Origin of the sequence: Calothrix sp. NIES-3974, from assembly GCF_002368395.1 — a bacterium.
Classification (GTDB): Bacteria; Cyanobacteriota; Cyanobacteriia; order Cyanobacteriales; family Nostocaceae; genus NIES-3974.
Map to the genome: position 1 here is coordinate 4142891 of NZ_AP018254.1, position 24557 is coordinate 4167447.

The window sequence follows — 24557 nt, forward strand, 5'->3', positions numbered from 1 at the left end:
GAGCGACCTCATTCTTGCTCCACACGAGCAGCAGAAGAACGCTTACGGGTACGGCGATTGCGAGGAGTTGGAGCAGGTGTGGCCATTCCTTCTTCTTCTTCAGGTTCCTCACCCCTCAATATTGGCTCAGGAACTTTGACCACTTCCTCCTCAGCTACTGGAGGAGGGGAAGGTAAATCTTCCGGTTCATCTTTGATTTCCACTTTCCGAGTGGGAACCGAACGGGGTATGGGTAAGGGAATTTCGCTTGGGATATTGGCTTTATCACCCTTGCTTTCTCCTGGTGAGACGATATTGTAAATCACCGATTTGGGATTTTTCAACTCACGGTTCGTATGCAAAGCTGGAGAAACCCCCGCATAGGCATAAACTTCCTGTTCGAGGGGTGACATTTCCACCGTGACAATTTCCGGTGGTTCGACGATGGGTTTAACTGGATCTAACTTGGGTTTAATCAGCTCTGCACGCTCTCCCCAACCGACTTTGCCAATGTTAGGAGTAGGCAATTCTGGCATTCTTTCCAGGTCGTTATCTGTCTCTAAATCCAGGTCTGGTTCGGAGACAAAAGCAGCCGTACCAGGAATAATACGGGTCTCTTCTTTGCCATTACCACCGTTAGGACGTTGACGACGACGAACCCGACGTTTGGAATTATCTCCTAATTCCTGGTAACTAGGATGGTGGATTAAATTCAAGGAGCCATAATCAACATCGCTATCAAAACCTTCATTGGCCATTTCATAGCTGTCGCGGTTGTCGTTTTGACGTAGACTAGGCATCGAGCGGGATGGCATCGGTACAAATCGCTCCGGTATTTCCATCGGGGTGACGGCAATCCGCGCTTCCGTTTCCCCTGGTAAGCGGACTACATGACCTAACCCTCCGCAGGTGGTACAGGTTTGACCAAATAGTTCGTAGATATTTTGACCTTGGCGTTTCCGGGTTAATTCCACTAAACCAAGTTCCGTTAACTGGGCTATTTGGGGACGGGCTTTATCTGCTCGCAAAGCCTTATTAAAGTGTTCTAAAACGTGCAGTTGGTCACGACGGGATTCCATGTCGATAAAATCGACGACTATCACCCCAGCAATATTCCGCAAACGCAATTGACGAGCAATTTCTGTCGCGGCTTCGCAATTCGTCCACAAAACCGTTTCTCGCGCTGTGGCTGAACGGGTAAAGGAACCGGAGTTGACATCTATCACTGTTAGTGCTTCGGTGGGCTGGATAATTATGTAACCCCCGGAAGGCAAATCAACACGGGGTTTCAGTGCTTCCTTAATTGCCGCATTTACCCGGAAATATTCCAAAATAGCTGTGCGATCGCGGTGATGATCGATCAGCAGTCCCTGGGGTGTTTGTCCACCGCTCCAATTTTGCAGGTATTGTTTGACCCGTTTTAAACCAGTGCTGGAATCGACCACTATTCGATTCACGTCCGCACCGTACATATCCCGCAGCACCCGTTGAATAAAATCATCGTCCCGATTCAGCAAGGCAGGTGCGCGACTAGATTGGGCTTGTTCCTGGATTGATTCCCACTGACGTTGCAGGTTCTCTAAATCCTCAATAATCGCCTCTTCTGGTTTACCTTCGGCTTCCGTCCGCACCAATAATCCCATTCCTGCGGGCTTAATTAGGATAGCTAAGGCGCGCAAGCGATTACGCTCGTTTTCATTCCGGATACGACGGGATAGATTTACCCCCCGTCCATAGGGCATTAACACAACGTATCGACCTGGAAGGGTGACGTTTCCAGTTAATCTTGGCCCTTTAGTCCCCGTCGGCTCCTTCATCACCTGGACTAATACCTTTTGTTGCGGTGTCAACAATTCGGTAATGGCCGCAGCTGAACGTTTTAGCCTCAAAGGTCCTAAATCTGTTACATGGATGAATCCATTTCGTTCCGGGTCGCCGATGTTGACAAAAGCCGCATCTATCCCCGGTAAAACATTCTCGACCACTCCGAGGTAAATATCACCAATTTGATGGTGTCCGGTGGCAACAACTAATTCTTGAATCTGGTCTTCGGAAAAAACCGCAGCGATTTGATGCTGTTCGGCAATAATAATTTGTTTTGGCATTCAATTTCCTCAAAAACTGGCAGCACAAACGGTTCTGGAGATTATGGATACCCAAATCTGGCTCCGATACGCTTAACTCCGCGCTGCTCTGGATAAAATGTGTAAATTCTTACTTAAACCCAAAATCTTGTCACACTGCGATTAGCAATCCTGCTTTACGCTTGGCGTATCGCGCTTACATAACATAATGATTGAAAATATTCCAGAAGGGTTGCTCCCGGTTTTCAGCGATTAAATTACCCGTCCGTCTACTTTTCCCGTGGTCATATCTTAAATTCAAACAAAATCTTGACTCAGTTCCATTTCCCTAGGCACTCGACCAGCCCAAAATACTGGGTGGGGTCAGGGAGTAGGGAGTAGTTAATGTAATCACCTAGCATAGTTTCCTTACTGGAATACTGGGAATTGGCTATTGATGATTACAGCGATATGCAGATGATTGCCTGACTAGAGATAGATTCAATCATAGGGGAATATCGATGATTGAAATAGCTAAGTTGCATATAACTTTTGCTGCAAGGCTGCACATTTGCAGATCGCATCACTGATTCCCATTTGCGCCTTTTGGTACATATAGGTGTAAGTGCTGATGCAAAATTAAATATATATTGTCCGCAGCCTTAGCTTCGCTATACTGCGTAAACACGTAGTGTGTCCCCAGGACTCGGAACGAAGCTTATTTCCTTTGGACAGGCTTCGCCAACACAAAGATTTCAGCGTTGCGGAATGTCAAATTAATTTTGCACTACTACTTACCCGGCGTTCTCTCCAGTGTTGGGAATCTGTGTTGACAGGTAGCTATGATCATTGGAATCTAACAATCGGTTAGCTCCATGACTATCTTGCCACTTTGTGTCTGAACTCGACATTGAACTAGTACACCAAGGCATAAGTAAAAGTAATATTGCCTATCTTCTCGACTTTTCAGCTATTTCAAGTTATTAGCTTTATTTGCGTCGTCTGGTACTAGTGGCACAAAATTGAATATACATTGCTGTTGCTGCTCTTTAAAAATCACTCAAAACTAGCCAAGTAAGGGTCTAAAGCTAGACATGATTAGTTTTGACGTTTATTTCCTGATCCAGCATGGCGACAGTATAGCTACTATCGGGTTTGTTTACTCCATAGGCTAGAACGGTAAAGAGCTTCTACCGCCAAATCTGTTCACGTTGCGTCCCTGTAAGGAGACACATATGTTCTGATTACTGATTATGCTATTACGTATACATTTCCGCAAGTTTGTTCATATTTGGGTAGAATTTAACTTACAGTTCCTAAACTCAGCTTGACTGCAAAGCATGTCAGTTTTACCTTTGGATTTGCCGATTTGTCTGTGCGATGCACAGTTGGCGAAAATTTGGAGCAACCAAATGGCCAGGTATTTTCAGCTTTCCAAATATACATCAACTTTGTGTGAGGACTGAATCCAGTCATCTCAATCAATGGTTAGAGAAGTTTGTGGAGCTTGCAGGTTGACTGATTCACGCTTCGACGTAGTTAAAACAAAGCCCTAGCTGATAAAACTATCTCGAACATCCGGCAACAGGGAATTATGCGAGAAATTTAAGTTGAAAATTCTGAGGCTTTCTACCTGATAACGGAACGAGAATCAATCTACTTATGCAGCGCCAAAATACTTTCCTATTATTCCATTCTAGCGCAACTGTGTTAAAAATCAATTCTTTTCTTCATGTGATCTTTCATCTCTCTCAATATTTATTGGTGTTTCCAGATCCAAAATTAGACGGCTACGGTGGACATGCCGTAAATCGAACTCAATGCCAGCAATTTGTTCTAACATCAGCAACACTTGTTCTGGACGGAGTAAATTGCCATCATTACGACAACTACCAATATAACGGAGGTTGGCAACAGCACCATCAAGGGATTGCTCTAAAGAATCAATTGCTAGTGCAGTTAGGCGATCGCGCAAGTTGACTGTTTGTGTTTTCCCCGATTTTGTCCGATGTTCTGAGAGAATTTCCTTCCTTGCCAAGATTTCCTCTATCCAGCTTTGCCATTGGCTCAGGGTTGCCTCTTGACTTGCGCTCACCTGTAATTGATATGCCGCAGCATTCAGGAGTTGGGTCAGGGCAGGCGTTCCCAATTCTATCTCTTCCACTTGATAAATGGGAATATCTGGGGGAAGAACTGCGGCTAAACGCTGCTGGAATTCTGCTGGTGAGATTGCCTCTACTAGTTCAAATTCGACCAATTCACCGCTACTTGTTGCACCCAAGGACAGGGCGTTGGCAACCATAATCCGAGGCATCGGATGATACCCACCTGTAAAAGCGACGGGTAGTTGACTACGCCGAATTGCCCGCTCAAATAATCGCAGTAAATCTAAATGACTCACCAGTGCCATTTCCCCCAATTTCCCAAAGGCAACCCGTAGACGCTGCTTTTTGGTCGTTTTGGGAATAAATTCGCCGGCGAATTCCGGGATGGCAGGGGGTTCAATCACCACGTTATGGCCAAAATCCGTACCGCAGACACCACAATGGGAACAACTGGCAAAGGAACAATCAGGGACTACAGCAGCAGCAAGTGCTTTTTGTAAGTCTGCCTGTAGCCATTTTTTGCTGATACCACTGTCGATGTGGTCCCAGGGTAAGGGTGCATCCAATGCGGTTGTCTCCTGCGACTGGGATTCTAAAACCCAACCCTGACCGTTTTCCACCTGACGATATTTCCAGTCTAGCCCGGCTTCCTTAATTGCCTCTCCCCAGGCAACATAGGCTCGTTCGGCGTTATCAAACCAAGCGTCCATTCCTGCACCCAATTCCCAAGCTCGACGGAGAACCCGACTCAATCGGCGATCGCCACGACCGATAAAGTCTTCCATCGCCGAAATGCGCACGTCGGTAAAATTCACCTTTACGTTGCGTATTTTCCGAAAGGCTTCCCGTAATAATTCTTGCTTGCGGATAAATTCACTGGTGGCGACGGAATGCCACTGGAAGGGGGTATGGGGTTTAGGAGTAAAGTTAGAAATGGTCAAGTTAAAACTCAGGGGTTTGCGTTTCTGTCCCCGACACTCCCTTTGTAACCAAGCAACAGTCTCGGCGATACCTAAAACGTCGGCATCGGTTTCCCCTGGCAATCCAATCATAAAATAGAGTTTGATTTTATCCCAACCCTGTTCCCAAGCAGTTTTGATGCCTTGTAACAGTTCAGCATTTGTCAAACCCTTATTGACAATATCCCGCATTCGCTGAGTACCAGCTTCGGGGGCAAAAGTGAGACCACCTTGTCGGTTCCCACCCAGGATATTGGCAATATTTTCGTCAAATCGGTCTACCCGTTGACTGGGGAGTGATAGGGAAATATTTTCCTCCCGCAATCGGTTTCGGATTTCCATGCCGACGGCTGGTAGGGCCAAGTAATCGGAACAGGATAGGGATAGCAAGGAAAACTCGTTATGACCGGTTTCGCGCATTCCCTTGGTAATTGCCTCGATTACCTGATCTGGTTCCACATCCCGTGCTGGACGGGTTAACATTCCCGGTTGACAGAAACGACAGCCTCGGGTACAACCACGGCGAATTTCTATGGTCAAACGGTCATGAACTGTTTGTACAAAGGGAACTAAACCGATGGAGTAGGCAGGGATGGGGGTAGCAGTACGGCGGATAATTTTGGCGGGGACATCGCTCCGTACAGGACGTACAGAACCATTTTCAGCCAGGTCGTAGAAGCGGGGTACGTAAACACCGGGAACTTGGGCTAAATCTAATAGTAATTCTTCTCGACTTAATCCGGCGGCGTGACCTTCTTCCACGACAAGGCCGATTTCCGGTAATAATTCTTCACCGTCACCTAAGGCCACAAAATCAAAAAAGTCGGCATAGGGTTCGGGATTGGAGGTGGCGGTTTGTCCCCCGGCAAAAATCAGTGGATAGTTGCCTGTATCCCTTTCTGACCAAGTAAAGGGGATACCTGCCAAATCCAACATTTCCAGAATGTTAGTCGCCCCCAACTCATAACTCAAACTAAAGCCTAAAATATCAAAATCCACCAGTGCCCGTCGCGATTCCACTGCAAATAGAGGTGTTTGGGTTTCCCGCAATTTCGCAGCTAAATCCGGTGCTGGTAGGTACGCGCGATCGCAAAGTTGTCGAGGCTGGGCATTAATAATATTGTACAGTATTATATGCCCCAGGTTTGATGCCCCAACTTCATAAATTTCCGGATAGGTCAACACCCAGCGCACGCGCGCCGCATCCCAAGGCTTATGGACTGCACCCAACTCATTACCTAAATATCGGGCGGGTTTGTTGATTTGTGATGTAATTAATCGATCGACTGCAACAGCCACTTCGCTATATTTTTAAGCAACTCCAAAGATTATAGTCATTTTAACTCCAACCTTAACACTGATTCCTGGTTGAGAACATATCTATGATCAATTGCTACAGAACAGGAAACTCAATGCTTTTACCTCATATCATAAATATATTCGCGCCTAAATAATTCAAAATCCGGATTGCTTGGGAATATTTTTATTCCTACTAGTAGTCTCTCCCATAGGTTTTGAGGGGTTTGTAGTAGTGGCTTTAGCGTCGAAAGAGCTTTGCAATCAAGGTGCTAAAGCGCTACTACCTGCCTTTTCTTACCCATCAAATACTCTCTACCCCTCCTGACTTGTTAGGTAACGCGGGAAAAACCTGCCCCTATGGAGAAAATCCTATTTTTAGTCCCTAATTTCAAACACCCGATCCAATTGGGTTAATTCAAAAATAATTCGTAATGCTGGCGAAACTGAACACAAACAAAAATCCCGTCCCTGGGATTGGGATAGTTTTAAAGCCGAAACCAAAGCCATTAATCCAGCACTATCGATCGATTCAACTGCTTCTAAGTTAACAAGCAACCCTTGTGCATTATTTTGTTGCATGGCAGTGATTAGGCTTCGCTCAAACTCTAAAGCATTGGCAGCATTTATATTTCCCTGGGGACAAATTACCTGATACTTGGGATTGGAAAGTGTTGCTTGCATAGTTAAAATCCTATTAAATCTATTCAGCTTTAAAGATAGATGAGCTTCATTTGACCATAAACTTTTTCTCTCCACATCGACCATTTGTCTGACATTTCTTTGCTGAATCTTTATTCCTTTCCAACCTCTATTTAAAGATTGTCATAATCTCCTAAAAAACTGTACAAATTGATACATTTTACGGAAAATTTCTTGATAAACATAAGTACTCAGACAAAATTAATTGCATATCTTGCTTTTTGTGTTCCTGATTCTCTCTTCCTTGTTTGAACGAGTAAAGTTAATTTTGTCCAACTACTCGTTTCTGCTCATACACAATCAACATTTGTACAGATTATGAGAATTACTCGGATCAGTAAACTTACCCCGTGAAAAAGCTAATGGTGTACGAGTGTAAGGTATCCAGAAAAAGAATATAAATGTGTTTATTTATACATTTAGTACTGTGATTTAGATCACAGCCTGCTATGGTTTTAAATCACGTTTTATACTCAGCCACAACAGAGATAATTACATTTGGAGCTGATTGGATTACTCCCTATGCAAAACAAGTATGTGATTCGTCAATTAGTAGAGAAAGCGTTAAATATCAAGAAACTCACACCAGAAATTGAAAATGAGATTAACTGGGAGCTAACGGAAAGGGGTTACATCTCTGACGTAGATTACGAAGCACTAGAATTACTGATGGCGGAAATGGATGCGGGTAGAATCCAATTGGTTTCTAGTCTTTGAAAATCAAGCTGTTCTATAAATGGCATATGTATCGTTAAATACTAAAGTCTTCAGGTAAAGGCAAGTATTAAAAGAAACAAGATAATTACAGGCTTGCGTTTTTATGCAGGGAAATAAAAACAGATTAAGAGCGTTGGATTGACCAAAAATCTTGGATAAAGCGGTTGAGAATCTGATTGGTAGGTATAGTGGAGGTTGCCGAAGGTTTTGTGGACTTCTCTCCTAGTTGGGTCAGGTAATTAATTACTTCTGTATCCAAAGCTGGTTGAAAGAATTCGCTTGGCCACAGCAAATCAGACGCGTCTTGCAAATCGGTAATTAGGGATTCTGATTCAATTGCAGTTTCCACCAGGAATAGGGGACGTACCCAAAATAGACGACGGGAAACAACATGTTCGATGAGTTGGCAATACAAGCGGACGTGGTGATTTTGCAGGTACAGGATTTGTCCAACGGAAAAATGAGTATTTTTAGCCATAGGGATAAATATTTCCTCAAGCTAAATAGTAATAAATAGTAACGTGGTAAGCTTGCGTGGGAATTACTGGGTTGAGAAGATGGTTAGCGATCGCCAACAGAATTGGTTCGCACCTGGATTTTCCATAATGTTATAAAATTATTGAGTTAGTGTTTAAGTTTGATTAAACAGCTAACGTTACCATTGTAGTCATGATATCAAAATTACAGCAAAAGCCGTGTCAGTCGAAACCATAGCCAAGCCTTCTACAGTTAGAAAAATTGCACCTCGGTATCGCGTTTTGCTCCATAATGACGACTTTAATCCGATGGAGTACGTAGTACAGGTTTTACTAACTACGGTACCGAGCTTGACCCAGCCCCAAGCCGTAGATATTATGATGGAGGCCCATACCAATGGAATTGCCCTTGTAATTACCTGCGCTCAAGAACATGCAGAATTTTATTGTGAAACCCTCAAAAATAAGGGTTTGACGAGTACAATTGAGCCAGATGAATAGGTTAATTTTTTACCAGGTATCCTTGATTATTCGTCAAGACGAAACGAGACGTAGGAAAATACGTCTATCAGCAGATGTCTGGTGATAGTTTTATATGCGTATTTACGGAATTTCCATTGCCCACCTACCCGTTCCTTTGCGGATACTTGGATTTGTTTTGTGTTTAGCCTTTTTATGGCTACCGATTGCGATTCCCATATACTTACTGATTCCCGATGATGCGAATTTAGTCACCATTTTGACAATGGGGTTGCTGGCGATCGCATTTTTGCTTTTACTACCCGCTTGGAGTCAAGCTATTCACCAGCAGCATCAAGCTTTTACCCATTATGGGTTGGAGTTTAGTCGCAGGAATTTGCTTGAGTTCAGCAATGGTTTAGCAATTGGCTTAATTAGTATTCAATTATTATTTTTAGTCCAAGCTGGATTAGGATGGTTGGAATGGCAACCATCGACAGCACCTATTAGCCGTTGGATTCTGGAAGCAATTCCGACGGCAATGGGGACAGCATTGGCAGAAGAACTATTTTTTCGCGGTTGGATGTATGATGAACTGAGAAGGGATTACAGTCGGTCGGTGACGATTTGGGCGACATCCTTAATTTTTGCGATCGCTCATTTCCTCAAACCGCTCCCGGAAATTATTCGTACATCCCCCCAGTTTTTTGGTTTACTTTTACTGGCATTACTATGTGCTTGGGGGAAAAACCTGTGTCGCGGACGTTTAGGTTTACCGATTGGTATTCATGCAGGATTGATTTGGGGATGGTATGTCCTGAATGTTGGTCAACTGATTAAATATACCCGTACAGTTCCCGTTTGGGTGACAGGGGTTAATGATAATCCCCTAGCAGGAGTGATGGGTTTAGGGTTTTTGCTTGTACTATTTATAGTAATACGTCAGCAAGCGATCGCGAAGACAAGAAATTAAGCATCAGAACCATCAAAAATAAACCCTACCCTCCTGCTTTGGTTTAGATATAGCTATGACAAACCTCAAAAATATTAGAAGTCTCTACTATATAACCCATGTTAATAATTTACCATCAATATTGCAATCTTGAATCAAGTAATTCTATCCCATCGAAAAGTAGAGGAATTGGGGATTTCCTATACAGCAATTTATGATTCTGGAGTAATTAATCGTAGAAAAGATAAATCTACACCAGAGAAAAGTAGTTTGTGGGATTATGCAAACTTATATTTTCAACCTCGCAACCCCATGATGTATCGGGTTATGAGTGAAAAAAATCTGGACAAAAAAGATATTGCTGTAATAGGGATAAAACCAGGTGTCTTGAATTTAACAGGGGGATTTATTACTGACGGTAACGCAGCGAATGAATCGATAAAAATTTACCCTGTGCAAGAAGGTTTAGAAGTTCTCAAACAGCAATGGCACATTATTCAAAATGATTGGTGGAATGAGCTTGATGGTTCAAAACGGAAAATCATGTCCGAGTGTTTTTTACCGGAAAAAATCGCTCCAGAATTCATCCATTCAATTTTCGTGACTAATCATTATGAAGTATTTACAGCATAATTTAAGAAGGATACATTCGTCAAAAAAATTATCGGGAGCATTCCAAATATGTAAAAACATATTTTGTCATTGCATAGACGCGTAGCGGATCGACCGCAGGGTTGTAAAGTAATAATCGCAAAATCTATCACTCAGAATGAGTCTATCAATTGCTGAAGGTTAGACTTTTAATACAATTAATACAATGATTCAGATTATTCTGTCACCAAGGGATAAAAGCTGGGATACACCCATTTTCATCAAGCTTGGAAAATTGAAATAAAGTCCATTATACAACTGAAATCTGCCGTACTATAAACTCCACTGCTCCAACGTTGCTAACTTAGTATCTAACCAATCATCATCAAAATCAGCGTATCCCTTCACATTACCTACCATATGGGTGGCTATTCCCATCATCCAAATATGGGCTACTTTCACAAACACGGGAATTGCAGCTAATTCCCCATCACCTAACTCCCTAACATCTTGATAACCATCCACAAAACAGTTTCTCACCTCAAAATCAATCTTCATTTCTATCGAGGTTTGTAGAAACTTGGCAATATCAAAGATTCGCCAACCATAACCACATTGCTCAAAATCCAACCAAGTCACTTGATTATAATTGTTAAAGAGAACATTGCCAGTATGAACATCCCCCATACAGAGACCAAATTCAGGTGCGATCGCAGGTAAATTTAACTGTTGAATTTGTCTTTTTAAAGTTAAATTGGTGGTTTTTAAAAATTTAATTTGCTCAGGAAGGTGGGGATATACATTACTAATACCCTTGATGGACCAATCCAATAAATATCTAGTATTTAATTTTCTGACCCCAGTAACTTGTTGATAACTATGGGAAAAATTATCTAAATAATTATGTATATTCGCTAAACTACGCCCTAAAAGATAACTTTGAACAACATCTAATTTCCGCTTGATCACTTTACCCTGGGGATACACAAATAAAACTACGTATCTTTTCCCCTCCGGAGCCAAAACTTCAGTCATCAATTTACCATCATGACGGGTAAGAGGATAGGCAATTGGTTGTTGATGTTGACGCAAAAAATCTAAAACTTTTAACTCAAAATTAATTGCTTTTTGGTTTTGCCAATGATGACGATAAACCCGCAAAATATACTGATTAGTATCTGTAATGATTAAATACGTATCATGGAGTCCTGTTTTGTATAATTTGCACTCAGTCACCTGGCCGATGGGATAGTGAACACAGACCTTACGGATAAAATCAGCACCATCAAGAATCGAATGAACGACAGTAAATTGACCTTGGGACATGCACTCTCCCCGAACCCCCTACTTCCCACTTCCTGCACACAACAAAAGTAATGGTGAAAATAACAAATCTCAATCAATCGCTCTAAATTATCCAGCTTTTAACCAAATCCAATCAACTTTTTGCAGTGTTATCGTTATTTTCTGCAAAAACGTCACCTAAAAGTACCCCATCTATGGCAACCTAGGAAGCAGAATGTTGAAAAATTTGATATTTTCGCTACAGATATTACCCGTATAGGTTATGCAAACTCTGCCTACGCTTACAAACTCAAATACCGCATCCCAACTACCTGCGTTTGACACCACCATCAAACGTCGCAAAACCCGTCCTGTACAGGTGGGAAATGTCACCATTGGCGGTGGTCATCCGGTAGTTGTGCAGTCGATGATTAACGAAGATACCCTCGATATTGATGGTTCTGTGGCTGCAATTCGGCGTTTGCACGAAATTGGTTGCGAAATCGTCCGTGTCACGGTTCCCAGTATGGCACATGCAAAAGCGTTGGCGGAAATTAAACAAAAATTGAAGTCAACCTACATGGATGTACCGTTGGTGGCTGATGTTCACCATAATGGGATGAAAATCGCCATTGAGGTATCTAAGCATATCGAAAAGGTGAGGATCAACCCCGGTTTATACGTATTTGAAAAGCCAAATGCCAACCGCACCGAATATACTCAAGCAGAATTCATAGAAATAGGGGAGAAAATCCGGGAAACTTTGGAACCCCTGGTAATTTCCCTGCGCGACCAAAATAAAGCTTTGCGAATCGGGGTAAATCATGGTTCCCTCGCAGAACGGATGTTATTTACCTACGGAGATACCCCGGAAGGGATGGTGGAATCGGCTTTAGAATTTATTCGGATTTGTGAATCCTTGGATTTTCACAATATCGTCATTTCCATGAAGGCTTCCCGTGTCCCGGTAATGATTGCTGCATATCGCTTGATGGCAGCACGGATGGATGAATTGGGGATGGACTACCCGTTACATTTAGGTGTCACCGAAGCTGGTGACGGGGAATATGGACGGATTAAATCCACTGCGGGAATTGCGACCTTGCTCGCGGATGGGATTGGTGATACGATTCGTGTTTCCTTGACAGAACCACCAGAAAAGGAAATTCCCGTTTGCTATAGTATTTTACAGGCTTTGGGATTACGCAAAACAATGGTGGAATACGTTGCTTGTCCTTCCTGTGGTAGAACATTATTTAATCTGGAAGAGGTTTTACACAAGGTTCGGGAAGCAACCAAACACCTCACAGGTTTAGATATCGCGGTGATGGGTTGTATTGTCAACGGTCCTGGGGAAATGGCTGATGCGGACTATGGCTATGTGGGTAAAACCCCTGGTTATATTTCCCTTTATCGCGGACGGGAGGAAATCAAAAAAGTCCCGGAAGACAAAGGAGTCGAAGAATTAATCAATTTGATCAAAGCCGACGGTCGTTGGGTCGAACCGTGAGGGGATTTTGAATTTTAGATTTGGGATTTTGGATTGGGATATAGAAGGGAGACAGGAGACAGAATACAGGAATGTCTAAATAGTTCTGATGACTGTTCCCTACTCCCTAATCCCTACTCACCCGATCAACAAAACAAGATTTGTAAAGATTGTATCTTTGACCACCTATCTGGCCGGATTTAGGTGAAAATTATAGGAAATACAAAATAGGCTTACCCTTCACCCGATTACGTGTGTTAGATTGAGCATATTGACTTTTATTTTTTCCCCTCTGGCGCAGTTGTTCTTATGGTAATTACAACAAGAGGACTTGTTTTGGGCGCTACGGCTGTTACTTTAACGACAGTTGCTGTGACTAGCCTTGGTATCCACTCACAAGGACAAGCATTATTTAAAGAAAGCCCCAAAGAATTGGTTGACGAAGTTTGGCAGATTATTTATCGCCAATACGTGGATGAAACTTTTAACCAAGTTGATTGGTTGGCTGTTCGCAGGGAGTACTTAAGCAAGTCCTACAGTAGTAGGGAAGAGGCATATAAGTCAATCCGGGAAATGGTCGGAAAGATGGAAGACCCCTACACCCGGTTTATGGACCCGGAAGAGTTCAAGAATATGCAGGTGGATACCTCTGGGGAATTAACTGGTATTGGTATCCAAATTGGTTTGGATGAGAAGACGAAAAAATTAACGGTTATTTCTCCGATTGAGGATACACCCGCTTTTAAAGCTGGAATTACCGCCAGAGATATTATTATCAAAATCGACGGTAAAAGTACTGAGGGAATGGACACCAACCAAGCTGTTTCCTTGATTCGCGGGGAACCTGGAACAAAGGTCAATTTGGTGATTGAAAGGGGTGGTAAGCAAATTCCCTATACAATCGAACGGGCAAAAATTGAAATACACCCGGTTAAGTTCTCCCAGCGACAAACACCAGTAGGTAATATCGGTTACATACGTTTGAACCAGTTTAGTGCCAATGCCTCGAAGGAAATGCGAGACGCAATCAAGGCTTTAGAAGCCAAGAATGTGGCGGGATATGTGCTGGATTTACGGGGTAATCCCGGAGGTCTGTTGTATGCGAGTGTAGATATTGCTCGGATGTGGTTGCAAAGTGGAACGATTGTTTCGACTAAGGACCGTCGGGGGGAACAGGAACGGGAAGTCGCTAATGGTCGAGCTTTAACGGATAAACCTTTGGTGGTATTGGTTGATAAGGGTTCGGCGAGTGCGAGCGAAATTGTCTCTGGAGCCTTACAGGATAATAAACGGGCTAAGATAGTTGGGATGCAAACTTTTGGTAAGGGATTGGTGCAGTCGGTGCGTCCGTTGAGTGATGGTTCAGGTGTGGCTGTAACGATTGCGAAATACTTCACTCCTAATGGTCGGGATATTAATAAACATGGGATTGACCCGGATGTGGTTGTGAATTTGACGGATGAGCAACGTCAGGATTTATGGCTACGCAATCGTGATAAGTTGGGTACGATGGAGGATATTCAGTTTGCGAAAGCAATTGAGGTTTTAGGTCAAGAGATTGCTGCTCAAGGGTCGCGACGAGCTGAAACTGCTAAATAAGCGAGGTTATTGGGGTTGGCATTTTCCAGCCCTAATTAACCCGACTCGACGGGCGATCACTTCATTTTGATTGGCAAATGGCCCCCATTTTTCGATGGTTTGTAAATCCTCCTCGGTCAGCTGCTGACTGGGGACTATTTCGCATGTCTGGTTAGGACGTTTGATGATGTAGTAGGTTTGTTCAGTCAAGGGATTTTGGATTTTGGATTATTTTTTTACGTCGGGTCTGGGGAAAAAGTCTTTTTGTGAGGCTAAAAATTACAGATACAAGGTTTTTTAGCTCTATACGCCTATTTGTTTCCATTGGCGAAATAGCCTCTAACGCCTACAAGATAATAAAGAGACACGATATATCGCGTCTTTACGATTTTTCTGCAATCCCTAACGTAGGTGTAAGCCTTCTTCATCAGGACTTTCCCTCATTCCCAAACCTCCACGTGGGAACAAAACAGGTAGGAGATATGCTGAATTTGACTATTTCCCCAAACTTTTCTCGATGGATTGGGAACTGATAGGGGAAAAGGAAAAGTTAGTGATTTTCATCCGGTGACTACTGCCAACTCCCGATTCCCAACTTCCCCCTATTTATTATTTACTGCCATTCCCACCATTGTTGGTAAGGATGCTGTTACAGATTTTTTCTGGTACTTCTTGGAGGTGGTCAAATTCCCATTCAAATGTACCGACTCCTAAAGTTTGCGATCGCAGTTCAATGATAAAGTGTTGCATTTCTGCTTGGGGGAGGTAAGCAATTACACAATCCCAACCTGGCCAATCATGGATACTTTCGTAACCCAGAATTTGTCCCCGATTTCCCGTGAGAATTTGCAAGACTCGCGAGGTAAACTCGTTGGGTGTCGAAACCTGAATCCGTAGTATGGGTTCCAACAGGGTGGGTTGACATTGTCCCATTCCTGCTTGCATTGCTAAACGCGCTGCTTGTTTAAAGGCTTGTTCAGAACTATCAACGGAATGGTAGGAACCGTTGGTTAGGGTGACAGCGACATCCACCACAGGATAACCCAAGGGTCCGTGGTTAAGGAATTCCCGCACACCCATTTCCACCCCAGGAATGTATTGTTTGGGGACAACACCACCGACAATGGTTTCACTAAAACTAAAGCCTTCACCCCGTGGAGTGGGGGCAATATCTAAATATACATCCCCAAATTGACCGTGACCACCACTTTGATGTTTGTAACGTCCGTGGACAGAAGAAGCAGGTTTGCGAATGGTTTCTTTGTAGGGGACTTGGGGAAGGTGGGTAGACATGGGAAGATTGTATTTGCGTCGCAACCTGTCTAGAGCGACTTGTAGGTGAATTTCACCCTGTCCCCAGAGAATTACTTCGTGGGTATCACCGTGTTGTTCCCAAGCGAGGGATGGGTCTTCTTCTAGAAGTTTAGTGATGGCGCTACTAAGTTTGACCTCATCGTTGCGCTTTTCGGGGGTAATTGCCAAGGCGTAAACTGGTTTGAGGGTATTGGCACGCTTAATTTCAATGGTTTTCCCATTATTGGTGAGAATATCGCCCGTTTTGATTCCTTCCATCCGGCTTAAGGCGACAATTTCTCCCGCATTTGCAAGATTGAGACTCTGGGTTTGTTGTCCCATCAACCGATAAATGCCACCAGTCCGCACACCATTTAAAACGATTCCGTCAGTGAGTTGGCCATTCCAAACCCGCACCAGGGAAATTTTACCACCTTGGGGAGTATAAAAGGTTTTTAGTACTTGTGCTAACGGGGTATCACCAAAGTTTGTGACACCCCGTTTGATGGCTGTAGATTCTGGTTCGGGAGTTTCCCGCAATAAAGCTTCCAATAAAGGTCTGACACCGTAGTCATTCATCGCTGTACCAAAAAATACTGGTACAACTAAATCTGCTCCTAACTCTAATTTCAGGTCGGTGAGGATTTCCTCTTGGGAGGGTTCAATATCTTCTAAAAGTTCTTCCAGTAAATGGTCATCAAAATCTGCTAGCGCTTCCAACATCTCATTCCGCGCTGCATGCTCTTCTGCTTTCAGGTGTTCGGGAAAAGGTATTTTATCTGCTGCTGCACCGGGGTGGTATTTGTAAGCTTGCTCCGTCACCAAGTCAATGAATCCGGTGAGTTCTTCCCCTGCCATAATTGGGTATTGGTGAGCCACCAGGGGACGACTAGAGACGGCTTTGAGTAGGTGTAAAGTATCCAAGACGTTGATATTTGCCCGATCCATCTTATTGACGAAAACTAGATGGGGAATTTCCCAATCATCCAGGAACTTAAATAGTGGCGCTAACGTCAGCACACGGTCAGTGATGGGTTCGCAAACGACAATTGCCGCATCGACACCGATGAGAGCATTGTAGGTTTCTTGGGCAAATTCGATACTACCAGGACAATCGATAAAGGTAAAAAGAATGTTTTCGTACTCACAACTTGCCACACTTACTTCCACACTCATGCTGCGATCGCGTGCTTCTGGCGCACTATCACCTACGGTGTTGCGGTCATTAATATTACCTTTCCGTGAAATCGCCCCCGTGACAAACAATAAACTTTCTAGTAAAGTAGTTTTTCCGCTCGAATACGGACCGACAATTGCCACATTTCGCAAACCCGATAGCACTTTGTTGGTCATAAAAACCTCCTTCGCGGTGATTCTCTTTCCCCGCATCTTTTCAGTATTCGGGATAACCTTTATGCTGTGTCACCTTATCCCGCCTTTGGTTTAACTTTATCCTGCTGGGATTACCACTATCTAAAATGTGATGTTGTTGTAATATTTCTTTCCACAAGTTTGTTTTTTTAATCTCAAAAAATCTCATTAGATAAAGTTTTTTTACGATAAATACACATACTGGGGAATTAGCTGTGACTTTTAAATCTATAACTGGAGGGAATAGGGAGTAGAAAATAATCTAACTGGAGGGAGTCGGGAATAGGGAGTAGGGATTAGAAAATAACCATAAGTGAATCTGAGGGTAAGCATAGCAAAATATATATATCAATTAATATATATGAATTATGTCAATCATGATTTGTGTTTTGAATCTCTATTTTTCACGTTGATGAACTGAGTTTTTCGTTGAGATAAATGCTTGAAGGTCAACTATCAGTAAATCACGAGGGGAATATGTCAGTACGTGAATTATATTTCCTTGAAGGGAGTAGGTGATCAAAACTGACTACAAACCAAAAATTATCATGATTGTTGACACTTTGTTGAAGTCTGAACATCAATAATCACCAATAAACCAATAAATAAATCACTGATAAAGAAGAAATAAAAAAATCTCATTATGCAACTACCAGACAAAAACACCTACATTTCTCGATTAGTTATCAACGAGACAGAAACACCAATAAACCAGAAAAAACTTAATTCCTTTTCTCAACTCCCCACTTCCCACCCCTTACTATTCAAATTATTCAATTGGCTATTAATGGGTGGTATTTTATTCGCATCCACTCCACTAATTCTATGCTTATATTCATCACCAGGATTTACCCAGTTTATACCAGGTACACAAGGAAATGCTGTAGATTACCTTAACAATGGTTTACAATTAATTCAAGCTGGTAGAACCCAGGAGGCGATTCAATCCTTTCAGCAAGCCATCAGATTAGACCCAAATCTTGCACCAGCCCACTATAATTTGGGTTTGGCATTTCGTCAGGTGGGAGAATTACAAATGGCGGCGATGGCTTTTTATCGAGCGACTATTGCTGACCCGAAATTCGCCCTCGCCTATGCCAATTTAGGTGGTGCTTTGTTGGAGGGAAGGAATTTTCAACAGGCAAATGATTATTTACAAAGAGCAATTCAACTTGACCGTAACCTGGGAGTAGCCCATTATAATATGGGGCTATTACGACAACAACAAAATGATTGTAATCAGGCCATAGAATCCTTTAAAAGAGCGTTAGAATTAAGTAAGAATGCCCCGGAACCAGCCTTCCATATGGGGAATTGTTATCTGCAACAAAATAGAGTCAAGCAAGCCAGAGAGTCATTTCAACGGGCAATTAAAATTAATCCTCAATATGCCGAAGCCCATTACAGTCTAGGGACTATTTTATTTCAAGAAAATAAGTTTACAGATGCTTTGAATGCCTTTAGGAAAGCGGCAGAATCTAATCCTAATTATGCCAATGCTTACTATGGAGCCGGATTGGTATTTATCCAACAAAAACAATATGCAAATGCATTACAGGTTCTTCAGTATGCACGGGATTTGTACCAAATGCAAAATAATCAAGAATGGGCAAATCGAACGAGTTTATTGATGCAGCAAGTTCAGAATTTACGATAGGTTAAGAATACAGGAGATAGGAAACAGAATTATTTGCTGTTGGAAATCGAATTATGTCAGAAATTATAAATATTACCGTCAAGTTATTTGCTGCTTATCAGGAAGCCTATGGAGTATCGGAATTAAAATGGCAGTTTCCTCAAGATACACCAGTCAAGGCAGTTTGCGATCGCGCGATCGCGGAACATCCTGAGTTATCCCAATGGCAGGATGTCACCAGATTTGGAATCAACTTCAATTTTGTTGCACCCCATACTCTCCTTCAGGATGGAGATGAAGTGGTATTAATTCCACCCGTCAGTGGTGGGTAGTTCACAACAAATCAAAACACGCACTCAGCTAAACCCCGATAACTAATTCCCACAGGAGTCACCTCAAAAATACAGGGTAACACCTCCAAACCCATTTCCACCGCTTGACGTAATAATTGACCATACTTAGGATCGACCGTATCACCGGGTGCAAATTTATCACAATCACCCCGATTAATAAAATACAACATCACAGACCGCGACTGGGGCAATAGGGTCATTAATTCCCGTAGATGTTTTTGCCCTCTGGCTGTTTCCGTATCTGGGAAAACAGCTATTTTACCGTTTGTCCAAGTTGTATTTTTGACTTCTAAGTAAATTGGTTTATCTGTGTCATTCCCCGTCAAGAGAAAATCTATGCGGCTTTTCTTATCCGCACCATAGGGAACTTCTCCCTTAATTTGTAGATAACTCCCCAAACTGGGAAATAAATACTTTGCCAAAGCCAATTTCACCACTTGATTCGGTAAAGCCGTATTTACACCGACCCAGGTTGGTTGTTGATTATCATTAACTTGAATTAATTCCCATGTGTAAGCCAATTTGCGCTTGGGATTACTACTTTTTGATACCATAACAGGACTACCAACCACACAGACACCAGTCATTGGACCGGTATTCGGACAGTGAGCGGTAATCACTTCTCCACTGTCAAGTTGAATATCCGCAAAAAACCGCTGATAACGTTGAATTAAAACACCGGAGAATAAAGGTGGATACTGATAAATCAAAGAATTAGACATCTGGAGGTAAAGAGAGATAGAAGAGAGGATAGGGTCGTTATACTTTGCACGCTGATATATTTTTCATTGGGTTGTTGACAGTTGAGCGTGGAGAGTTATCGCCATGAGAGAAAATTTGCCAAAATTTAATGTAACACCTTCAGGACAATCCAAAACTTGTAATTAGTAAGACTAATGTATCCTAAATCCTTTAACTGCAACACAACTACAACAACAGACAAGTTTGAGCTATCCTAGGATTACAAAATATATTTGGCGATATCGCTAGAATTGGAAATATTTAACGCTGGAAAAACTCACATTTTTCCGAAGTGTTAATATCCTTGTATCCGGAAGCAGCATATAAACAGGACTTACGCAAAGAAGATTTGTCCGCAGCGACCGAAACGCAGTTTCGGGAAGCAACCGCAGGATTTTTGCACCGTGCTACGCGCGTCTACGCAGCAAGCTTGCTAGGTGAGAGATTACTTTGCGATCGCACCCTGGAGTCGATCTGCTACGTTTTAGTCGCAGTGGCGTTACTTTTGCGTAAATCCTCATAAATAAACATATATTCCTATTCAAACCTATTCAAAAAAATTATGAAACGTAGACCACCAGGAAGAACCGGAACATCCAAACCCTCAATATTTCAGAACCCATTGTTTAACCTGACAACGATTGCCATCCTCGGAGGTGTATTCGTATTAGGAATTGGGATTGGTATTGCTTTTAGTTCTACAACCACCCTCACCCCCACAAACGTTGCATCCAGAGAATTTATCGATACAAAAGCACCCGACCCAGAAATTTGTATCCAATATGGTGCGAGTTCAATGGTGATGGATGCGAGGCTATTTGTCACCCTCAACCCCTTTAATGTCTATGTAGCGCAACCTTCAATTCGTCCAGGATGCGTGATTCGTCAAAACAACTGGGCAATATTGGAGCAACGTAAACTTATTACCCCAGATCAAGTGCGGGATTGTAGAAATCGTTTAAATACCTTTGGATATACGGGTAAATTAGACGGTGGCAAACCAGATATCCGTTGTATATATCAAAATGAAGCTGCTCAAAACTTTTTCCTCAATTCCGAAGGTGCTGTTGCACCACAAATTGAAACGGAAAGGTTCTAAAACGCTCGCTTGAAAGAGAGTAGTCCGTGATGGGAGTAAGGAAAAACTACTTTCATCTCTTCGAGAAGCTGCGCTACGCCCATCTACACTTATGGTGTCAGCAGCACACTTTTGGCTACTTACCTTTTTCTGGTTAGTGTAGACTTGTCAGGTGAACTCCAGTCTTGCGCCTGACAAATTAATACGTGAATAACTATAATCTAGGGCTTGTTGAAGAATAGTAAAGACGAGATATATAGCGTCTCTATATATATTTTTTAAGCTGAGGAGGGTATTTAAGTTACAAACGAATTAGATGTGTAATTAATTACTCTCACTGTTTATGTTGTATTTGTGGTCCATTTGATATGGACTTACACTGTTGGCGGACGGCAGCGTAGTTGAATAATTGGAGCATACACTAGTTAAATTTATTGTGAATGCCCCTAAGATACAAGATGTTAGGTGAAGTCGGATCTAGGAAATTAGTCTGATTTCACCAGATAATCTCGACAAAAATCCGACTTTTGCAAGTCAAAATTTCTTGTTGTATAGGTGCAACTTCTACCTATGGTGAAGCAGGTGGTAGTTGCTGTGGTAATTCCAGAATTTGATTTGGTTGACCGGGTTGGTTGTGTTGGTAAATTGGTGGATTAGACCAAGTTCCGGGTTGATTAGGAAATAGGGGGGGTTGACTGGGTGGGTTGGGAGTAATTAGAGGGGAATTAGACCAAGTTCCGGGTTGATTAGGAAATAGGGGGGGTTGACTGGGTGGGTTGGGGGTAATTAGAGGGGGATTAGGCCAAGTTCCGGGTTGATTAGGAAATAGGGGTGGAGGAAGGGGATTATTGGGAAATCCACCGGGATTGTTATTTACTGGGGTGATAGGGGGAACTACAACCGTGGGGGGTGATTGGTTGGGGAAGTTCTGGCTGGAATTGGGAAAGTTGGGATTATTCGGATTCGTAGGTTGCATTCCCTTCCAAGGATTATTACCAGGATAATTCGTCGGTGGTGACGGAGGATACACCCCTGGTGGCAGAGTATTAGGTTGAGGGGAAGGATTATATCCGGGTGGATTACCCATTGGTTGGGTTTGTAAGAATTGGGATGGGGAATTCCCGGAAGGGTTAATTTGAGTGTTGCTATAGATGTTGGTGAAGGGACGAATTGACCATTGAGTCGTGGAAAGGGCTTGGACTTGAACCTGAGCCGGGTTAAAAGGGCTACCAGGTGCTAAGTCCATGACGATACGGGTATCGGTGGCGTTGAGTTGGGATACACGCACCCGTTGTACCAAGCCAGGATAATCTTGGCGAGTGTCAACCATTCCCAATTTAGTATTCGGTAAATCCACCACTAAACGGGATGGTTCTCGTAAATAAAATACACTAGGTTGGGTTGGTGCAGAGAGGACAAAATCGAGTTGTTGGTAATCAGGGGAAAATCGCCAACCTTCCAGACGGTTATTGGGAGATGCGATCGCAATTAAGGGAGCAACTAAATTTGTCCCCCAAGTGACAGCCATTGTGAGATAGAAAAAATACCTACCTGTATGCATGGGTGTATCTCTGTTGAAATGCTGAGATTATAGCTCTAACTGGAAAATTGGGAACAGGAAACAGGAACTTTGCTGAATACAAATATGAGTTGATTTATGTTGTCTAAACCCGGATTTCTCAAAAATCCCCCAAGCTTCTAAAGAATAGTCCGTGACGGGAGTAGGGAATAGAAAGAAAATAAAGCTGTTACTCAAGGCTTACCGTTTACTTGTGATAAATAGAGGTCAAGATGCAGCAATTAAGTGCGATTCGTTCAGTCTAAACCGAGAAATCGGGGGACGACTGGCTCTCCAAAGTAACCAATAGGTTGAGTACGCACTTAAATCCTTTGGAGATGACAACTACATAATCTTATGAGTGAGAACAAGTATCCTAGAAAGTTCAAGTCTCATCCCTAAGACGCTTAGGTGAAAGCATAACCCCTACGGTAGAGACTAGCCATCAATCCGTAAAGCGGGGTTAAAAGCGGAAAGCAGAGGGTAACCTTAACCCAAAGCCCGTGAGCAAGTCCATACGGATAGCGTAAGCAAAGATACGTCTGAACCATCGTTACTGCAAACCAGTGAAATAAGGATGACACACTGGGAGTCCCAAAAGGGCAATAGTTAGGGAGTTAAGAGGATTTAAATCGACTTAACAGCGTCACCCGAAAACTCGATGGAGAGTATCATCCTATAGTGGACAAACCAAAGATTATGTGGAACGAAGTAATCCACCTATAGCTCTCAGGATTGGTCGATAACCTGAGTAGTCAGCTAAGACGAAACATCTGGTAAAGCAGGCTATTGGTGGAAGAGATTGAGTCAGAAGCGAACGCTCTGTGGTAATAGCAGAGATATGCAGACGGACTCACGGTAATACAGAGTGTAAAGTTGAGAGTAGTAGTAGATATGCCTAAAACAGATTCAAGAAAGAATACTGTAGGATGTGACCAACCTAATATCCTATCTTCGGAAGAAACGGATGCTTTCCTTCGTTGGGAACTAACGGATTGGAAGAAGTTAGAACGGAAGGTTTATAAGCTACAAAAACAAATTTACAGAGCGTCTAGTCGTGGAGATGTCAAGAAAGTTCGCAGGCTCCAAAAAACACTGATGAAGTCCCGAAGTGCAAAAACACTCGCAGTACGTCGTGTCACCCAAGATAACCAAGGGAAGAAAACCGCAGGAGTGGATGGAATAAAAGCATTAACTCCTAAAGAACGTCTTGACTTGGTAGAGAATCTCAAACTTGGGGCAAAGGTTAAACCAACACGGAGGGTTTGGATACCCAAACCCAACGGGGAGAAAAGACCTTTAGGAATACCGACAATGTACGACCGAGCAGTACAAGCTCTTGTCAAGATGGCTCTAGAACCAGAATGGGAGGGCATTTTTGAACCCAACTCGTATGGATTTAGACCGGGACGCTCATGCCATGATGCGATAGCAGCAATATACACAGCCATTAATCAAAAGGCAAAGTATGTATTAGATGCTGACATCGCCAAATGCGTACAAGAATGGGTTCTCATCCTGAAATGCCTACTAGAGTAGCAATACTACTCAAAAAGCAAAAAGGAAAATGCCCATGGTGCGGATTAACCTTCAAAGATGGAGATGTCATGGAAATAGACCACATCACCCCGAAAACCTTAGGGGGAAAAGATGAATATAAAAACTGGCAATTACTCCATCGGCATTGTCACGATAAAAAGACGGCTACGGATGGCAGTCTTGGGAATAAATCTAGCTGTAACAGTGCTAACCCGAAGCCACTGATTGACCTAAATAATTATATTTGGGTTAATGATATGTTGGTAATGACGTACACATGACAAGTGCTGTATTACTGAGGAGCGGAATGACGGGAAACTGTCACGTTCCGTTTTGGA

The 24557-nt window shown here is 42.8% G+C and carries 21 protein-coding genes; 12 read left to right on the forward strand and 9 right to left on the reverse strand.

Features of this window, described 5'->3' with window-relative positions:
- Positions 1 to 8: 8 nt before the first annotated feature.
- From CDC37_RS16695 to CDC37_RS16705, 3 genes are all read right to left on the reverse strand, one after another.
- Positions 9 to 2084, reverse strand: coding sequence for an Rne/Rng family ribonuclease (locus CDC37_RS16695; protein WP_096623330.1), 2076 nt, complete (start codon positions 2082 to 2084; stop codon positions 9 to 11).
- A 1675-nt stretch (positions 2085 to 3759) separates the two neighbouring features.
- The gene (locus CDC37_RS16700; protein WP_096623332.1) at positions 3760 to 6405 is read right to left on the reverse strand and encodes a TIGR03960 family B12-binding radical SAM protein; all 2646 of its coding nucleotides are present in this window, start codon (positions 6403 to 6405) and stop codon (positions 3760 to 3762) included.
- 375 nt (positions 6406 to 6780) lie between these two features.
- Complete coding sequence (locus tag CDC37_RS16705; RefSeq protein ID WP_096623334.1) at positions 6781 to 7086, reverse strand: STAS domain-containing protein; 306 nt, start codon at positions 7084 to 7086, stop codon at positions 6781 to 6783.
- Positions 7087 to 7626: 540 nt separating this feature from the next.
- Here CDC37_RS16705 and CDC37_RS16710 point away from each other — a divergent pair.
- Positions 7627 to 7821, forward strand: a complete 195-nt coding sequence (locus CDC37_RS16710; RefSeq protein WP_096623336.1) for a hypothetical protein — start codon at positions 7627 to 7629, stop codon at positions 7819 to 7821.
- A 124-nt stretch (positions 7822 to 7945) separates the two neighbouring features.
- Here the strand turns inward: CDC37_RS16710 and CDC37_RS16715 are convergent, their stop codons facing one another.
- The gene (locus CDC37_RS16715) at positions 7946 to 8299 is read right to left on the reverse strand and encodes a hypothetical protein (protein WP_096623338.1); all 354 of its coding nucleotides are present in this window, start codon (positions 8297 to 8299) and stop codon (positions 7946 to 7948) included.
- A 217-nt stretch (positions 8300 to 8516) separates the two neighbouring features.
- Here CDC37_RS16715 and clpS point away from each other — a divergent pair, with 217 nt between their 5' ends.
- The 3 genes from clpS (at position 8517) to CDC37_RS16730 (ending at position 10341) form a co-directional block, all read left to right on the forward strand.
- Entirely contained in the window at positions 8517 to 8798 is a 282-nt protein-coding gene (gene clpS, locus CDC37_RS16720) for an ATP-dependent Clp protease adapter ClpS (RefSeq protein WP_096623340.1), read from the forward strand.
- A gap of 94 nt (positions 8799 to 8892) precedes the next feature.
- The gene (locus CDC37_RS16725) at positions 8893 to 9729 is read left to right on the forward strand and encodes a CPBP family intramembrane glutamic endopeptidase (protein WP_096623342.1); all 837 of its coding nucleotides are present in this window, start codon (positions 8893 to 8895) and stop codon (positions 9727 to 9729) included.
- 129 nt (positions 9730 to 9858) lie between these two features.
- Entirely contained in the window at positions 9859 to 10341 is a 483-nt protein-coding gene (locus CDC37_RS16730; protein ID WP_157780770.1) for a DUF4433 domain-containing protein, read from the forward strand.
- Between the two features lie 291 nt (positions 10342 to 10632).
- Here CDC37_RS16730 and CDC37_RS16735 read toward each other — a convergent pair whose 3' ends face one another.
- Positions 10633 to 11625 (reverse strand): phosphotransferase, encoded by a 993-nt coding sequence (locus CDC37_RS16735; RefSeq protein ID WP_096623346.1) that lies wholly within the window; start codon positions 11623 to 11625, stop codon positions 10633 to 10635.
- 241 nt (positions 11626 to 11866) lie between these two features.
- Here CDC37_RS16735 and ispG point away from each other — a divergent pair, with 241 nt between their 5' ends.
- Complete coding sequence (gene ispG, locus CDC37_RS16740; protein ID WP_096623348.1) at positions 11867 to 13093, forward strand: (E)-4-hydroxy-3-methylbut-2-enyl-diphosphate synthase; 1227 nt, start codon at positions 11867 to 11869, stop codon at positions 13091 to 13093.
- Between the two features lie 288 nt (positions 13094 to 13381).
- Positions 13382 to 14671: a carboxyl-terminal processing protease CtpC gene (ctpC, locus tag CDC37_RS16745; RefSeq protein ID WP_096623350.1), complete on the forward strand. Its 1290-nt coding sequence runs from the start codon at positions 13382 to 13384 to the stop codon at positions 14669 to 14671.
- A gap of 6 nt (positions 14672 to 14677) precedes the next feature.
- On the opposite strand, the gene CDC37_RS16750 is transcribed toward ctpC, so the two are convergent.
- A complete protein-coding gene (locus CDC37_RS16750) occupies positions 14678 to 14860 on the reverse strand; it encodes a DDE transposase family protein (RefSeq protein WP_096623352.1) in 183 nt (60 codons plus the stop codon).
- Positions 14861 to 15259: 399 nt separating this feature from the next.
- The gene (locus CDC37_RS16755; protein WP_096626319.1) at positions 15260 to 17296 is read right to left on the reverse strand and encodes an elongation factor G; all 2037 of its coding nucleotides are present in this window, start codon (positions 17294 to 17296) and stop codon (positions 15260 to 15262) included.
- An 805-nt stretch (positions 17297 to 18101) separates the two neighbouring features.
- On the opposite strand from CDC37_RS16755, the gene CDC37_RS16760 reads away from it, so the two are divergent.
- Both CDC37_RS16760 and CDC37_RS16765 read left to right on the forward strand, forming a co-directional pair.
- Complete coding sequence (locus CDC37_RS16760) at positions 18102 to 18971, forward strand: tetratricopeptide repeat protein (RefSeq protein WP_096626321.1); 870 nt, start codon at positions 18102 to 18104, stop codon at positions 18969 to 18971.
- A 53-nt stretch (positions 18972 to 19024) separates the two neighbouring features.
- Entirely contained in the window at positions 19025 to 19282 is a 258-nt protein-coding gene (locus CDC37_RS16765; RefSeq protein WP_096623354.1) for a MoaD/ThiS family protein, read from the forward strand.
- An 11-nt stretch (positions 19283 to 19293) separates the two neighbouring features.
- On the opposite strand, the gene sfsA is transcribed toward CDC37_RS16765, so the two are convergent.
- Positions 19294 to 20025, reverse strand: coding sequence for a DNA/RNA nuclease SfsA (gene sfsA / locus CDC37_RS16770; protein ID WP_096623356.1), 732 nt, complete (start codon positions 20023 to 20025; stop codon positions 19294 to 19296).
- 311 nt (positions 20026 to 20336) lie between these two features.
- On the opposite strand from sfsA, the gene CDC37_RS16775 reads away from it, so the two are divergent.
- Complete coding sequence (locus tag CDC37_RS16775) at positions 20337 to 20567, forward strand: hypothetical protein (protein ID WP_096623358.1); 231 nt, start codon at positions 20337 to 20339, stop codon at positions 20565 to 20567.
- Positions 20568 to 20606: 39 nt separating this feature from the next.
- Positions 20607 to 21143: a DUF3172 domain-containing protein gene (locus CDC37_RS16780; protein ID WP_096623360.1), complete on the forward strand. Its 537-nt coding sequence runs from the start codon at positions 20607 to 20609 to the stop codon at positions 21141 to 21143.
- 547 nt (positions 21144 to 21690) lie between these two features.
- Here CDC37_RS16780 and CDC37_RS16785 read toward each other — a convergent pair.
- Entirely contained in the window at positions 21691 to 22683 is a 993-nt protein-coding gene (locus CDC37_RS16785; protein ID WP_096623362.1) for an AMIN domain-containing protein, read from the reverse strand.
- 891 nt (positions 22684 to 23574) lie between these two features.
- Between CDC37_RS16785 and CDC37_RS16790 the strand changes: the two genes are divergently transcribed.
- Entirely contained in the window at positions 23575 to 24219 is a 645-nt protein-coding gene (locus CDC37_RS16790) for a reverse transcriptase N-terminal domain-containing protein (protein ID WP_197707015.1), read from the forward strand.
- On the forward strand, positions 24204 to 24500 hold the full coding sequence (locus tag CDC37_RS24995; RefSeq protein WP_231943073.1) for an HNH endonuclease: 297 nt from the start codon (positions 24204 to 24206) through the stop codon (positions 24498 to 24500). The genes CDC37_RS16790 and CDC37_RS24995 overlap by 16 nt, the downstream gene beginning before the upstream one ends.
- Positions 24501 to 24557 lie beyond the last annotated feature (57 nt).

Coding starts and splice junctions, on each gene's coding strand:
- CDC37_RS16765 (WP_096623354.1), top strand. CDS start 19,025: ATGTCAGAAATTATAAATATTACCGTCAAGTTATTTGCTGCTTATCAG.
- sfsA (WP_096623356.1), bottom strand. CDS start 20,025: ATGTCTAATTCTTTGATTTATCAGTATCCACCTTTATTCTCCGGTGTT.
- CDC37_RS16705 (WP_096623334.1), bottom strand. CDS start 7,086: ATGCAAGCAACACTTTCCAATCCCAAGTATCAGGTAATTTGTCCCCAG.
- CDC37_RS16755 (WP_096626319.1), bottom strand. CDS start 17,296: ATGACCAACAAAGTGCTATCGGGTTTGCGAAATGTGGCAATTGTCGGT.
- CDC37_RS16735 (WP_096623346.1), bottom strand. CDS start 11,625: ATGTCCCAAGGTCAATTTACTGTCGTTCATTCGATTCTTGATGGTGCT.
- CDC37_RS16695 (WP_096623330.1), bottom strand. CDS start 2,084: ATGCCAAAACAAATTATTATTGCCGAACAGCATCAAATCGCTGCGGTT.
- CDC37_RS16710 (WP_096623336.1), top strand. CDS start 7,627: ATGCAAAACAAGTATGTGATTCGTCAATTAGTAGAGAAAGCGTTAAAT.
- ctpC (WP_096623350.1), top strand. CDS start 13,382: ATGGTAATTACAACAAGAGGACTTGTTTTGGGCGCTACGGCTGTTACT.
- CDC37_RS16760 (WP_096626321.1), top strand. CDS start 18,102: ATGGGTGGTATTTTATTCGCATCCACTCCACTAATTCTATGCTTATAT.
- CDC37_RS16725 (WP_096623342.1), top strand. CDS start 8,893: ATGCGTATTTACGGAATTTCCATTGCCCACCTACCCGTTCCTTTGCGG.
- CDC37_RS16785 (WP_096623362.1), bottom strand. CDS start 22,683: ATGCATACAGGTAGGTATTTTTTCTATCTCACAATGGCTGTCACTTGG.
- ispG (WP_096623348.1), top strand. CDS start 11,867: ATGCAAACTCTGCCTACGCTTACAAACTCAAATACCGCATCCCAACTA.
- CDC37_RS24995 (WP_231943073.1), top strand. CDS start 24,204: ATGCCTACTAGAGTAGCAATACTACTCAAAAAGCAAAAAGGAAAATGC.
- CDC37_RS16715 (WP_096623338.1), bottom strand. CDS start 8,299: ATGGCTAAAAATACTCATTTTTCCGTTGGACAAATCCTGTACCTGCAA.
- CDC37_RS16790 (WP_197707015.1), top strand. CDS start 23,575: ATGCCTAAAACAGATTCAAGAAAGAATACTGTAGGATGTGACCAACCT.
- CDC37_RS16780 (WP_096623360.1), top strand. CDS start 20,607: ATGAAACGTAGACCACCAGGAAGAACCGGAACATCCAAACCCTCAATA.